Source organism: Achromobacter sp. GD03932, assembly GCF_029839485.1.
GTDB classification, from domain to species: domain Bacteria; phylum Pseudomonadota; class Gammaproteobacteria; order Burkholderiales; family Burkholderiaceae_B; genus Achromobacter; species Achromobacter bronchisepticus_A.
Genome location: NZ_JAOCAT010000005.1, coordinates 64,136 through 77,751, shown reverse-complemented (window position 1 = coordinate 77,751; position 13,616 = coordinate 64,136). Strand labels below are relative to the sequence as shown.

Sequence of the window (13,616 nt, the reverse complement as noted above, 5' to 3'; positions counted from 1 at the left end):
CCGATGGCCGAGTATGCGAATACGCATTGCCTGACCTGCCCGCGGCCGAAGCGACCCGACATTTCATCGATGATCCCGCCGCTCACAGACTGCACGACACGCTGCGTCTCTTCCGGCAGGGACATCAGGGCATTCCCCTGTCATTCAGCTATGCGCTCGATGCCCCGCGCATCGAGTGGTCGGCGCGAAACGTATGCACCGAGCTAGACCTGTCGCTGGAGCAAAGCCGCCTGCACTTAGGCGCGGCTCCCGCCGATGGCGTCGCGGCGGGCCCGAGCTATCCCGCATCGCTGTTCACCTTGAACATACCCATGACGTGGGATCTGCTGCCGGACGCCGAACTGCACAAGAACCGGCATGATTTCAATGCCGGCCTGCGAGTAAGGATCAATCCCACGCTGGTGGAGGGCCGGCCAAACACGCACGGCGTGCTGCGCGTCGTGGGCCTGCACCTGAAGATCCCGGAGCGCATCTCAGAACAGCCCATGCTGAATGGCAAGTTCTTTTCCCTGCTGCAACGCGCCCAGGCATTCAAGCTGCCGGTGCTGGTCTCGGATATCAACCATGCCATCGATTTTCACTGGCTGCGGTCGTTTCCAAACCTGATGTTCCAGGGAGATCTGCTATCCCCGCGCATCGGTGCGGACAGCCTGGACTTGTTGCTGACGATGGGCGGCGACAGATGGCGGGACTTCAAGGTGGGTGGCCAGACTCGATAGCCTCGCGGCATTCCGCCAGCATCGGGATCAGAACGAGAAATTTCTCAGACCTGGACTTAGGTTGAACAAGGATGATGCATGGGTTCGGACGCACACGAAGCGTCCGCTACACAACCCCGCCTTCAACAACTCTCGAAGGCATTCATTCAACTTCAACTCCAGGTTTTCATCCATGAAACTGAACAAGATCCTGATCGCACTGGGATTGGCTGGCGCGTTTGCGGGCGTGGCGCATGCCGCTACCCCAGCAGAGAAAACCGTCACAAAGAGCATCACCCTGACGGCTCAGATCAACGACGCGATTTTCGTGTCCAAGCCCGACGGCTCCACCTGGTACGGCACCGAAGAGCTCGAACCGGCAGACTACAGGCAGCTGACATTCTCCAAGACGCTGCCGATCCGCATATTTTCGAAGACCGCTGGGATCAACGTCAAGCTCTCCCAACCTCTGAAAATGTCCAACGGACACCTCGAGATGACCAACGCACAGGTGATCTTGACCCACGCCGCAGGCGACCAAGTCCTGGCATACGACAAACCCAACAAGATTACCCAGGTCGTGCAGGGCAACGGCGGCTTTGACGAAATCCACAATCTGGAAATCTCAGTGGACAGCCCCCAGCAAACCAACGGCCAGCCCACCAACGGCAGCTACAGCGGCAATCTGGTCATGCTCTTCGAGCCGGCCCCTTAAGCCTCGCTCGACCATCGTTCTCCAGAGCCCCGTCCGGGGCTCTTCCTTCCCCCTTATGGATTGCAGGGCATGCGCGCTCATCGGGTTTCCTTTTGCCTCAAAAAAATCCTGCCGTGCGTGCTTGCCGCTACCTCCACCCAGGTCTTTGCGCAAGTGAAGATTTCCTACGGCATCCCCGAAGGCTTCAGCGCGGTTGAAATGGACAATAGCGCAAGCTACGTCTCCAGCTTCAACGGCAGGACGCTGCCCGGATTGATCGCCTATTCGCTGGAGCAGAACCGGCTCGCGTTCGACCCGGTCAAGTATGCGGAAAACGGTATCACGGTGGAAGAAATAGAAACCATCCGCCAGGTAGTTTCCGCGGTCGACTACAAGCAATGCGTCAACGGTTGTGACGTGCGCGTGGCGGAACACTACGTCACCATCGACAAGATCCGCCGCACATTGCAGATCAGAAGCTCGCGCGACGACTACCTATCTCCCGCGACCACCTGGGGGCTGATCAACAATCAGTCCCTGGACCTGCGCGGATCCTCCGACAGCTATCGCGCCATGAATCTCAGCGGCACGACATGGCTGGGCCTGCCGCTGCGCAGCTTCGGCTACATGAGCTGGTACGGCAGCCGCAATCGCATGCGCGGCCGCAGCAATGGCGATCAAGGGATATCCTCTTACTTCCTGCAGAAGAATTTTCACGACACCTACGTGCGGGCAGGCAAGCAGAACAGCCTCGACTACGCCTCGGGCTCGGTCAGCACCATGCTGTCGCCCAGCTTCGATCAGTTCGTCACCATCGGCAGCCAGAACCATTTGCGGGCCGACCGCGATACGGGTTCGCTGGTGCTGTATTCCACCGCCGAAGGAAACTACGAGTTCTACCGCAACGGGCGTCTCATCCTGAAGCGGCCCGCCATACTCGGCCGCAATGAAATCAGCTTCATCGACCTGCCTGGCGGCTACTACCCGGTGGAGATCCGGCTGGTGGACCGCAACGGCAATCTGATCAACCGCGAAACGCGCGACATCAACAACCTGAATTTCAACGGCGGCGGCGGCAATTCCTGGCACATGACCGCGGGCAAGGAAATGGGCGCAGGCGGCCAGCTGCTTCAAGCTGCCGTCAGCCGCAACCTGAGCCAGTTCTACCTGAACGCCTCGTTCATCAGCGGCGACCAGTCCCGCTGGGCGGGCGAGCTGAACATCACGCGCCCCTCCCGCATCGGCACGGCTGACCTCACTCCCACAGTGGGCGTCCTAGGCGGCGAACGCGGCGCGGGCGGCTATTTCAACCTGTCGATGAACGATCCCTTGCTGGGCAGCCTCTCGGCCAGCCGCTATCAGATTTCAGACGTATCGCGCTTCTATTGGGGCGCGCCCAGCACCAGCTTTTCATACAGCAGAAGCGTGGGCGATGTCATGCTGGGCTACAACTACAACAAGCACAGCCGCGGCGAAATACAGCAAGCCGAAGCGCGCTGGAACTACCGCCCCAACGGCCTGTGGTCGACCTTTTCCCTGGGCGTGCAAAAGGGCGGGTACGGCCGGGGCGACGACGGCTACGCCGTGTACTTCAACATGAGCTGGACCCTGGACGAGACGCAAGCCAGCTTCCGCGCGGCCCGCCAGGGCGGCGAAACGCAACTCAGCGGCGACTATCGCAAGGATTTCGAGGACAGCTACGGCACCTCGACGGCTGGCGTCACGGTCAACCGGAGCAGCACAAGCAACAGCGTCAATGTTTACGGCAGCCGCTCCGGCACTCGTGGCGATACCTCCCTCAACCTGGGCCACAGCGACTTCGGCAGCAACGCGGATTTCAACTACCGCGGCATGCTGGCGGCCAGCGCCACGGGCATAGCGGTAGGACGCTACAGCAGCAGCGGCAGCGCCATGTTGCTGGACACGCCCGCCATCGACGGCACCGCCTACGGATTCAGCGTGGAAGGCCATCCGGTCGGCGGCGGCAGCACCTACGCCGTACCGCTAGGCCAATACCGCGACGTTCCCTTCGCCCGCGTCCTGAGCAACAGCGAGCACATGGACATGAGCATCGAAGTCCCTGCCAACGTCGTGCGCGCCCATCCTGGTCAGGTGTACGCGGCGCAAGCCAAGGTGGCGATCAACATGGTCTACAGCGGCATCCTGATGGATCCGTCCGACAAGCCCCTGGGCGGAACCATCCAGGAAACTGGCGACACGGCGTACCCCAACGGACTGTTCTCCATCGCCAGCAAGACGGTGCTTACCAAGATCACGCTGCGGCAACCCGGCAGGAACTACACCTGCGACCTCGGCAACGCCATCAATGGCAGCTACTACCGCTGCCGATAACCTGATATCCGAAGAGGAACCACGATGCCACGCAAGACCCTGCTCACGCTATTCGCTTCGATGCTGCTGGCCGCGCCGTCGGCTCAAGCCGAAGGCGAGCTGCTGGTGATGCCGGCCCGGATCAAGGTCTTCAATGGCCACGACTACGGCGTCACCGTCAAGAACGTTGGCGACGCGCCGCTCTACCTGTCGGCCACGCTGCAGAAGGTGAAGAATCCCGGCTTCGACCCCGAGGAGCAGGTGCCGCTGAGCCAACTCGAGCATCCCGGCCTGCTCGCCAGTCCGGACAAATTGACGCTGGGACCGGGCCAAAGCCGCGCGATCAGCCTGAAGTCGCTATCCGTACCCACCGCGGAAGAGATGTACCGCCTGTACGTCGTGCCAGTGAGGGCAATGCAGGTCGAAGAGGCGCCCCAGGACAAGATCAGCGCGCCCATGTCAGTTTCCATAGGTTATGGCGTGCTGGTCCAGCACATGCCTCCTCCGGGTCAGCAACGGTCGGGCTGGTCGCATCGCTGCGAAGACGCGGGTGTGAGGCTGGAGAATACCGGCAATGTGTCGCTGGTCCTGGCGGATATCGCATCGCCGGACCGCAAGCAGGAGCAGAACCGGGTGGTGTTGTTTCCCGGCATGTCGCGGCGCTTCGAGGGCAAGAAGCTCACGATGCTGATCGGCGATGCGCCGCAGGGTTTCGATTGCCGCGGATGAGCATGGCGCAATGTACGAGGGACCAAGCATGAGATTGCCGAATTTCAAAGGATGGATGATGCCGCGACCAGTTGCTGCCGTACTGGCAACAAGCGCGATGATCGCCAGTAGTGACGCCTTGGCATGGCGGGGCATCTACTACAGCAACCTGAGCAACGGCTATAGCAATTGCACCTACCAAAACAATGGCAATGGCACCAGCACGCTGGGCGTGACCATCAGCTATAAGAACATTCAAGGTCACCTAGGCAGGCATAGCGGGTGGTTCCAGAGCCGAGGAATCCTTATATACACCTATGAGAAAGATGGCAAACTGCGGCAGTCTGGTCACTATGCCAGTGCTGTCTACATGGATGGCGTTCGGCACTGGGGTAGAACAAGCGGCATTGACTACGCATCCTACGATAACAGTGATTCCCGTTACGCCACGAGCTGGCGCGATCCATCCGCGAGAGTCGTGCGGGTAACGGTCGTTATCGATAACAAGCACCTTGCACCGTGGCCTGCCATTGGGGTAAGAGCAGCGAACGTCACGCAAAAGAACGACATCGTCGAAATAACCGGACTGGCCTATATCGGCGCAGACAGCTCAACGGGCAACTGCAATACCATCACCGATCCGAAGATTCCGCCCCCACCTGAGGCTCCCAAGATCCACATGACCGCGCCGGACTGGAACCTCGGAGAGTTGCTGCCCGGAGCGCCTGCGGAAAGGCCATTTTCTGGCGCCGGCGAAGAGTTGTGCTTCACCTATGACCACCTCAAATGGACAGGATCGCGCTACGCCATCAACGCGACCAACCAGAACGGCCTGTCGGGCAATGGCTGGTACCAACTCAAGCACCTGACCTCGCCTTCCGACACGGTGCCATACCGAGTCGTGCTGCGGAACGCGACGACCAGTACCGAGGTCGCGCTGCCCAACACCGGCAATGTCGTGTCCGCCTTGGGCAACAACGGACGCGATTGCTTCATCCCCACGTTCACGGCCGACACGCCCAAGGCGGCGAAGGAAGGCGACTACAGCGACGTGCTCACCTTCACGGTCGTCGCACGACCTTAGCTCATGCCATGAGCGTTCATGTCCTTCCCCGGCGATTCGCCCGCCGCACCGCGTTTATCGTCGCGGCACTCGCCCTGCCCTGGCCCCAGCACGGCCAGGGGGCCGGCATCCTGCACCTGCCGAGAGCGGAACTGCGCCTGGAACCCGGTCGAGCGCCGAGCGAACTGCTGGCGGAAAACCGTGGCGACAGCCCGCTGTATCTGGATGTGGAACAACATCTGCTCCTCAATCCCGGATCGATGCCGGAGGTGCTGGCGCCAGTTGGCGAAACAGAGCGACCCAGCTTGCTGGTCACCCCCAAGCGCCTGATTCTGGCGCCGGGACAAAAGTACCGGATGAGCGTGCGCGTCTTGCATGCGCCTGCCCGCACGCAAGTCTGGCGCATCACCTTCCGGCCTAGGGAGCGGGTGATTCTGAACGGCGGCGAGGCCGATGGCAGCGCGCCCCTGATCATCAACATGGCGTACGGCGTTCTGATCTATCAGACCGCCGAGCACGCTCAGCCTTGAAACCCATGAGAACCCGGACATGAACAGAATATCAATCCGCGCGTGCCTGATGCTTGCCCTGGGAACGCTCTCTGCCGCAGCCTCCGCCGGGGATATCGTCCTGACCGGCGACACCACAAGCAGGATCACCGCCACGGTCAAGGCCGCCAACAGATTGCTGGTCACGGACGACAAGGGTGGCTGGTTCGACCAGGGCTTGGCCATGCAGCAGCTACGCGGCTGGGAATCGCCGTATGAGGCGCAAGCACGCTTGCGCATCCTGTCCTCGAGCGGCGCGTTTCAGGTGCGCATGGACCGACCGCTGGAGATCCGCAATACGGCCAACGCGGCCCTGGTGTTCCGTCGGCCCAAGGTTTCCCTGGCCGCGGAAGACGGGGAGCAGAAAACCCTGGAAGTAGGCCAGGACGTGAAATTCAAGAATCCGCCTGCGCCCGCTGCGGGCGAGGACTCCATCGGCTACTACGGGCTGGCGATTGCGGCCTACCCGCCGGAAGGCGATTTCAAGCAGACCGCAGGCAGCTATGTCGGCGAGCTGTCGCTGGTCTTTGAACCGACCGTGCGGATCCCCTGACCCGCTATAAGCGGCCGGATGTCGCCGAAATGTGGATGAAACCCTTCGACTGTCTGCTGTTGCTTCTGGTGTCCTGGCCTGCCACACCGGCCTTCGCACATATCGACGTGATGCCCAAGCTCGCCGTCGTGCAAGGCAAACCGGCCTCGGTCCATATCATCAACCAGGGCGATCGCGCGGAGTACGTGTCCATTACCCTATCGCGCTTGCTCAACCCCGGCGTCGAGGCCGACCAGGAACACCTGGAGCCCATCGCGCAGACGGAGAGGCCTGCGCTCTACGTCTCCCCGTTCAAGCTCTCGCTAGGACCAGGGCAGAGCAAGACCGTCACCCTCAAGCCGCTGGCCGATGTGGAACAGGAACAGGTGTACCGGCTGGATATCAGGCCGGTCGTCAATCTGCTGGATCGGGCGGGACAAGGCACCTCCGGCAATGTGGTCGTCACCCTTGCGTTCAGCACCCTGGTCAGGCTGCTACCGCAAAACGAAACCTCGGGGCTGTCGCTGCGCTGCGCGCCGCAAGGCGCCTGGCTGGCTGCGTCGGGCAACGTGCGCTATCAGGTCAAGGATGCGGTCGCCGATGGCCGGCCCGTGGAACCATTCAACGTCTATCCGAGCACGCCCATCCTGCTGAAAGGCCGCGCAATACAGGTGCCCGGCCAGCCATCCTGCCCGCCCTCCGGACGCTGATTCCGGGGTAAATCCACGTCCCCCAACGCCGGCGGCCATGGCGCCGCCACCACACATGCCCCCCCTCGACAGTGCTGCATTCGCGCACTTGCGGTAACCTTCAGCCTGAACAAATCTGAGGTGTTGGAAATAACAATGGGTTTTGAAAAACTTGCCGACCTGCGCGAGCAGCTACGGGCACAGGCTCAAAAGGCGGTGCCGGTCCAACCGAAGGCGGCAGGCCGGACAAAGAAGCGGGAGCCTGATCAGGCCAAGGCTACGGCGCGGCCGCAGCAAAAGCGCGAGTCTGGTCAAGCGAAGGCTGCCGCCCGCCCGCAGCAAAAGCGCGAGCCCGTCGACCCCGTGGTCGAGGCCATCTGGCGCCTGCAGAAGCACTTCCCGCAGGCCTTCCCCAAGAATCCCGCGCCGAAGCTGCCGCTCAAGCAGGGCATCCTGGCCGACGCGGCCCAGCATCTGGAAAAGCTGGGCATGACGGAAGAACAGCTCAAGCAAGCCATCGCCACCTGGTGCAAGGGCAGCCGCTACTGGAGCAGCATGGTCGCCGACGCCACCCGCGTCGACCTGCAAGGCCAGCCCGCGGGCACGGTGACGGCGGAGCAAGCCGCCTACGCGCGCCGCCAGGCTTCGCGCCGGCCGGCCGGCAAGGCTCGTCCGGCGAAAAAGGCCGACGCGCCGGCTGCCGCATCCGCTGACACCCCGGCTGACACCCCCGCGCCTGAAGCCGCCCCCGAAGCCGCGGCCGTCACAACGCCGGCATCGAGCGATACGCCCTGAGGACACTGTTTGGCTCGGCGAGCGGGGATTTTTCGCATCCCCGCCCCGCCAGGCTACACAAGCCCGAAATTCTGTGTATAATCGCTGTCTTTGGTGGACACGGCCTTTCTGAAAACCAAGTCAGAAATTACACCAAAACGCAGTGCCCCCCGCGGGAGTAGCTCAGTTGGTAGAGCGCAACCTTGCCAAGGTTGAGGTCGCGAGTTCGAGACTCGTCTCCCGCTCCAAGTTATGATCTACAGACTTCTACTGACGTCTGTAAGTCGTTGAAAAGAGGGGCTTCGGCCCCTCTTTTCATTCCAGCGAGCGCCACGGAAATCCACCCACAGCCAGCCTTTTTTAGGCGCCAATGTAGGCACAGGAATATGGGTGAGACGGCTTCCGGATAGTTGCTGGGGCTGAGCGGGAACCATGACGAGCATAGGCCTAAGTCATCACTTAGGAGCCTCGAAATGGCACTCTCTGATCTGATCGTCCGGCAGGCCAAGACCGCCGGCAAGCGCTACACCCTCTACGACAACGACTGCCTGAGCCTGATGGTCTCTGCCGCAGGCGGCAAGTCGTGGATCTTCCGTTACTGCTGGTTGGGCAAGCAAAAGCGCATGTCTCTGGGCAGCTATCCCGCTCTCAGCCTGCGCGAGGCCCGCGCCGAGCGGGACAAGGCCCAGGTTCTGCTCGCCAAGGGCATTGATCCCCAAATCGAACGCGACCAGCGGCGGCACGCGGCCAAGCTGGCGGGCGAATACACCTTCAAGAACGTCTTCGACGCCTGGGTCGAGCATCGCCGCAAGGAACTCAAGGAAGGCCGTCAGAGCACGCTGTCGCAGATCCTGCGCATCTTCAACAAGGACGTGCTGCCTACCCTGGGGAAGATGTCGATCTACGACATTCGTCGGCCCCAGCTCGTGGGCGTCGTGGCGGCGATCGAGAAACGCAAGGCGTTCACCACCGCCGAGAAGGTCCGCACCTGGTTCAACCAGATGTTCCGCTATGCCCTGGTCATCGCCGAGGGGCTGGAAGTCAACCCGGCCGCGGACCTGGATGTGGTGGCCGAGCCCAAGCCCCCGGTGGCCCACAACCCCTATCTGCACCTGCCCGAGCTGCCCGAGTTCCTTCAGAAGCTCCGGCGCTACAACCCCCGCGGCTGGCAGACCCAGCTTGGCGTCCGGCTGCTGTTCCTGACGGGGGTGCGCACGGGCGAGTTGCGGCTGGCCGAACCTGAGCAATTCGACCTCGACCGCGGCTTGTGGATCATCCCGCCGCAGGTCGTCAAGCAGCTTCAGGACGAAATGCGCAAGGCCGGCAAGCGGCCGCAGGACGTGCCGCCCTACATCGTGCCCCTGTCCCTGCAGGCCATCGAGATCGTGCGCTATCTCCTGGGCGTAATGCGGCCGGCGCAGAAGTACCTGCTGTCGCATCGCAGCGAACTCAAGAAGCGCATCAGCGAGAACACCCTCAACAAGGCCGTGCAGCTCATGGGCTACGAGGGGCGCCTGACCGGCCACGGCATCCGCGGCACCATCTCGACGGCACTCAACGAGATCGGCTACCCGAAGATTTGGGTGGACGCGCAGCTTTCGCACTCCGACCCGAACAAGGTCAGCTCGGCCTACAACCACGCCAAGTACGTGGAGCCGCGGCGCCGCATGATGCAGGACTGGGCAGACCGTCTCGACCTGCTCGAACAGGGTGAAGTGGAAGCCGCGAGCGCGCACCTGACCATCCGCATCGACGGGGTGCCGGCGATGGCGGAAGTGGAGGAAGCGCTGGGTGCGGCCCCCACGGCGGCCGAGCCCGCTGTCACCGGCGTGCCACCCGTGGTGGCCACGCCCATCGTCGTGACTCCCAACAGCGGCGGAATCACGTTCCAGCGGCTGTCACAGGTGCCGCCGCCTCCGATGCATGCCCCGGAGCCGGAAGTCTCCGCGATCCAGCGTGAGCGCGAAGAAATGCTTGCCATCTACGAGTCGCCGAACAATCTGCCGGTCCCGCTGTTCGGCAAGCTGGCCGGGAAATCCAAGGACCAGATCAACCGCGAGCTGAAAGCCGGCAAGCTGCTGTCGATCAGCCTGGGCAACCGGGGGCAGAGGGTTCCCGACTGGCAACTGGTGCCGCTCAAGCACAAGCTGGCCCAGGTGCTCATGAACCAGTGCCCACACGCGGATTCCTGGGACCTGTACCGCATGCTGACCCAGCCACACCCCGACCTGGGGGATCGTGCGGCCATCGATGCGGTCACGCCGACCAACGTGCCCGCGATCATCCGGGTCATCATGGGCGGCTACCAGCGCCATGAGGATGCGCCCGAGGCCATTGCCATGCGGCCCATCCCCGAAGATGTGCGGCTGAGCGTCCGTCGGCTGGTAGATAGCGCAGTAGTGCTTGAGGGGGCCTAACCCCATTTCGACCTATAGCCGGGGCCATGACCTCGGCCATAGGGGCGCCACTACGTGGCGCCAGTCCCGGTGACTTGCATCGCTCTGCGCTCGAACCGCTCCGCAACGGGTTCGGCTTGCGCGTGGGGCCGCTGCAGATAGGTCACGATTTCATAGGGGCCGTCGGCGAGCGGTCGCATGGTGATTCCCCATCCATGGGCACGCTCGATGCGCGATCGCGCAGATACCCCGATGCCGTAGCCCGCTGCAACCCATAGCGCCAGCATCTCGAAAGAAACCACCCGCCGGATGCTCTTCTGGTCTGCTGGCATGAGGGAGGCCAGCCTCTCATTCAGAAGCGGACAGGCCTCTGCCTGCCAGCGATAGACGGGATAGTCCTGGAGATCGGCGATGGTGAGCTTCGCCTTGTCGACCAAGCGGGACCGAGGCGGCATGGCGACGGCCATAGTCTCCGTCCACAAGAGCTGCGTTTTGAGAGCCGGGTCGCGATCCCCCTGAAGCGACATTCCGACGTCGTAGCGGCCTTCAAGAAGCCCATCAAGCAGGACGTCCCCTGCAACCTCGAAGAACGAGAGGGTGACGTCTGGCTCTTCCGCGCGCTGTCGCGCGAGAAGCGCCGAAAGGTGTGATGACGGTACGCCCGGTGCTACGGCAAGTCTGAGACGGGGGGGCGGACTGGTGGCATCGTGCATGAAAGTCCCCACGGAGAGTGTCGATTGCGAAGACAACGCGACATGATACTAATGAGTTAAATTTAACGTGGTTAAATTTTTGTGCCTGATCGACGCTTCTGTTAATGCAGAAGCGTACTGTTCAACGAGGGCGTCCTCCGGGTACAACCAGATTTGAGGCCGAGCCAGCCCTGGCTTTCGGCAAGGCCGTGCGTACGTTTCGTGTGGATCAGGGTATTGCGCAGGAGGAGTTGGCCGCGCGGGCCGGGATTGAGCGTTCACATATGGGCAAGATCGAGCGAGGGGAACACTTGCCCTCGCTGGCCGTAATCTTGAAAGTTGCCGCAGCGCTCAAAATGAGCGGCACCGAACTGATGACTGCAACGGAACGCAATCTGCATGCCGATGCAGGCTGACGCCCCATCGGAAAGGGCTTCTATCCGTCCACCTGCGAGCGCAGGCGAGCAATGAAGCGCTCCAACGGAGGGCTCGGCGTGTCTCTTCGAGGCCGGAGTAGGTAGGTGGTAATCACGGCCGAATCTACGGCCAAAGGACGAGCAACGACATCGGCGCGCCGGCTGACCGCAAGTCTGGCGGCTGTGGTGAAGCCGAGACCGTATCCAGCCCCGACCAGTGTGAGCATCATGTCCAACGAGGATGCGTGTCCGACAATATTTGGTTCTCTCTCCAGTGGTCGCAGCAACCTTGATAGCTCGCGGCAGTAACCTTCACACACCCGAGGGTCACACAAGACCAGGGGGTGATCCCCGATCTCCTGAAGTGGAACCTCCTTGTGGGCAAGCAACTCGTGCCTGGCCGGAACAGCAATTACCAAGGGGTCTCGCCAGATGGGTTCGGCAACAATATCATTCTCGACATCAGCTGTATGTGCAAATCCAATAGTGAAATCGCCAGACCGCAGTCCGCGTATCTGTTCAGCCAATGGAACCTCAGAAAGCCGTATTTCAATCTCTGGCTCTTCCTCTCGGCAGTCCGCGAGGAACGCAGACAGGCGCTGGTCTACGGTGCCGTCTGATATAGCAATCCGCAGACTACCATTGAGGCCCGCCGCGACAGCTTTGACGTTTTCTCTGGCCTGATCCAGAACAGTGAAAAGCCTTCGAACATCCTGCAAGAACACAGTGCCCGCTGGAGTCAGACGCGTTCCTCGCCGATCACGATCAAAAAGCAATGTTCCCAGTTCGTCTTCAAGTTCCTTAATGGTGCGGGACAGTGGTGGCTGTTCAATGTGTAATCGCTCTGCAGCGCGTGTGAAGTGCAATTCTTCGGCTAATGCAACAAAACAGCGAAGGTGCCGCAATTCCATGAGCAGTTCTCCTCAATCCTATTCAGGTTCCATGGCGCATCGCATTCGGAATGCGCGGCGAAAGAAGTGAAAATCCTCCCCTATCCTGCTTGAGCCCAAAGAACATTTCAGCAGTTGGAATGAACGTCGCAACCGCGACCCGTCAAACACTCACACTCCAACATCCGCTAATGGCTCGTGGTCATCCGACGTTCACTATGTAATTGCTGGCTTTAAGCCAATGGTGGAACGGCGGGTTGATTTAATGCCTTTCACACTCACAGCATTCATCGTATTTGGCGTTCCGTGCTATCTCAGCAATAAGGTGGGAATTGTTGAGGCTTTCAAAAGCTCGGTTGTCTTGCTGCCAACCACCAAACTGCGCAGTGGCGAATGCCCGAATGCCCCCATGATCAACATATCAATGGCCTGCTCTTGTATTGTCCGAACAATGACTTCCTGCGCCTCACCTGGCGTCATAGAAGACGTCACCTCGAAGCCCGCCACCTCCAAGGCGCCCCTGGCCCACTCCAGTGACTTGGATGCATCTTTGCGTTGCGTGCCTGACATCAGCAACAGAATGGGCAAGCCGCGAAACAATGGACTGCCCGCCACCATTTCAACTCCGCGCCGCGTGACGACACCGCCGTCAAAAGCGATCATCACTCGCTGGGGTGCCTTGAAATCTTCGGTCACGGTCAGGATAGGCCGATTCAGCGCGCGAACCATGTGCTCCACATGGTGCCCCAATTCACTACGCTGCGATGTGGCCGCGTCGGCGCCGCGCCGGCCCAGTACCAGTAGTCGTACGCCCTTCGCCTGCTCTACGACAGTTTCTTCCAAATCGCCGTGACGCTGGCGCACATCGACATCGGTGGCCCCGATGGCCATCGCCCGCTCACGCAGCCGATTTAGGAACAAGCGGCCTTGTTCCCGTGCGCTCTTGGCGCGGGTTTCATCCTCTGCTGACAGTTTGGCCAGCAGACTTTCCTGGGCGTCGATACCGATCGCACCGCTGCGGTCATCGCCCATTCCTCGCTCTGGGTGGCTGTCGATGACATGCAAAAACTCCAGGGGCGCATTCATACGGTGTGCCGCCCATGCCGCGCAGTCAGCCACATAGTCCGCATACCTGGATTGATCGACGCAGGCCAGCACCTTGTTCTCGTTCTTCATGATTCGTTC

General features: G+C 61.4%; 14 protein-coding genes and 1 tRNA gene. 12 read left to right on the top strand and 3 right to left on the bottom strand.

All coding sequences use genetic code 11. From position 1 onward, the window contains the following. Positions 1-26 precede the first annotated feature (26 nt). The 11 genes from N5C88_RS06470 (at position 27) to N5C88_RS06420 (ending at position 10,454) form a co-directional block, all read left to right on the top strand. Complete coding sequence (locus N5C88_RS06470) at positions 27-719, top strand: hypothetical protein (protein ID WP_280014989.1); 693 nt, start codon at positions 27-29, stop codon at positions 717-719. A gap of 172 nt (positions 720-891) precedes the next feature. Further along, a complete protein-coding gene (locus N5C88_RS06465; protein ID WP_059373753.1) occupies positions 892-1,413 on the top strand; it encodes a fimbrial assembly protein in 522 nt (173 codons plus the stop codon). A 198-nt stretch (positions 1,414-1,611) separates the two neighbouring features. After that, a complete protein-coding gene (locus N5C88_RS06460) occupies positions 1,612-3,744 on the top strand; it encodes a TcfC E-set like domain-containing protein (RefSeq protein ID WP_280015037.1) in 2,133 nt (710 codons plus the stop codon). Positions 3,745-3,768: 24 nt separating this feature from the next. Further along, on the top strand, positions 3,769-4,452 hold the full coding sequence (locus tag N5C88_RS06455; RefSeq protein WP_059373752.1) for a hypothetical protein: 684 nt from the start codon (positions 3,769-3,771) through the stop codon (positions 4,450-4,452). Positions 4,453-4,480: 28 nt separating this feature from the next. Beyond that, a complete protein-coding gene (locus N5C88_RS06450) occupies positions 4,481-5,515 on the top strand; it encodes a hypothetical protein (RefSeq protein ID WP_280014988.1) in 1,035 nt (344 codons plus the stop codon). 8 nt (positions 5,516-5,523) lie between these two features. Next, positions 5,524-6,024, top strand: a complete 501-nt coding sequence (locus N5C88_RS06445; RefSeq protein WP_059373750.1) for a hypothetical protein — start codon at positions 5,524-5,526, stop codon at positions 6,022-6,024. A 19-nt stretch (positions 6,025-6,043) separates the two neighbouring features. After that, positions 6,044-6,595: a hypothetical protein gene (locus tag N5C88_RS06440; protein ID WP_280014987.1), complete on the top strand. Its 552-nt coding sequence runs from the start codon at positions 6,044-6,046 to the stop codon at positions 6,593-6,595. 35 nt (positions 6,596-6,630) lie between these two features. Then, on the top strand, positions 6,631-7,284 hold the full coding sequence (locus N5C88_RS06435) for a hypothetical protein (RefSeq protein ID WP_059373839.1): 654 nt from the start codon (positions 6,631-6,633) through the stop codon (positions 7,282-7,284). 135 nt (positions 7,285-7,419) lie between these two features. After that, entirely contained in the window at positions 7,420-8,058 is a 639-nt protein-coding gene (locus N5C88_RS06430; RefSeq protein ID WP_280014986.1) for a ProQ/FINO family protein, read from the top strand. 151 nt (positions 8,059-8,209) lie between these two features. Further along, positions 8,210-8,285, top strand: a tRNA-Gly gene (locus N5C88_RS06425). A 225-nt stretch (positions 8,286-8,510) separates the two neighbouring features. Further along, positions 8,511-10,454: an integrase arm-type DNA-binding domain-containing protein gene (locus N5C88_RS06420; RefSeq protein WP_022580566.1), complete on the top strand. Its 1,944-nt coding sequence runs from the start codon at positions 8,511-8,513 to the stop codon at positions 10,452-10,454. Between the two features lie 50 nt (positions 10,455-10,504). Here N5C88_RS06420 and N5C88_RS06415 read toward each other — a convergent pair whose 3' ends face one another. Further along, positions 10,505-11,146 carry a substrate-binding domain-containing protein gene (locus N5C88_RS06415; protein WP_024008255.1) on the bottom strand — a complete coding sequence of 214 codons (642 nt, stop codon included), beginning with the start codon at positions 11,144-11,146 and terminating at the stop codon, positions 10,505-10,507. A gap of 104 nt (positions 11,147-11,250) precedes the next feature. Here N5C88_RS06415 and N5C88_RS06410 point away from each other — a divergent pair, with 104 nt between their 5' ends. Continuing rightward, complete coding sequence (locus N5C88_RS06410; RefSeq protein WP_023912020.1) at positions 11,251-11,541, top strand: helix-turn-helix transcriptional regulator; 291 nt, start codon at positions 11,251-11,253, stop codon at positions 11,539-11,541. Between the two features lie 20 nt (positions 11,542-11,561). On the opposite strand, the gene N5C88_RS06405 is transcribed toward N5C88_RS06410, so the two are convergent. Then, positions 11,562-12,452, bottom strand: coding sequence for a LysR family transcriptional regulator (locus N5C88_RS06405; RefSeq protein ID WP_022580563.1), 891 nt, complete (start codon positions 12,450-12,452; stop codon positions 11,562-11,564). 288 nt (positions 12,453-12,740) lie between these two features. Next, positions 12,741-13,607: a universal stress protein gene (locus tag N5C88_RS06400; protein WP_022580562.1), complete on the bottom strand. Its 867-nt coding sequence runs from the start codon at positions 13,605-13,607 to the stop codon at positions 12,741-12,743. Between the last annotated feature and the right edge of the window lie 9 nt (positions 13,608-13,616).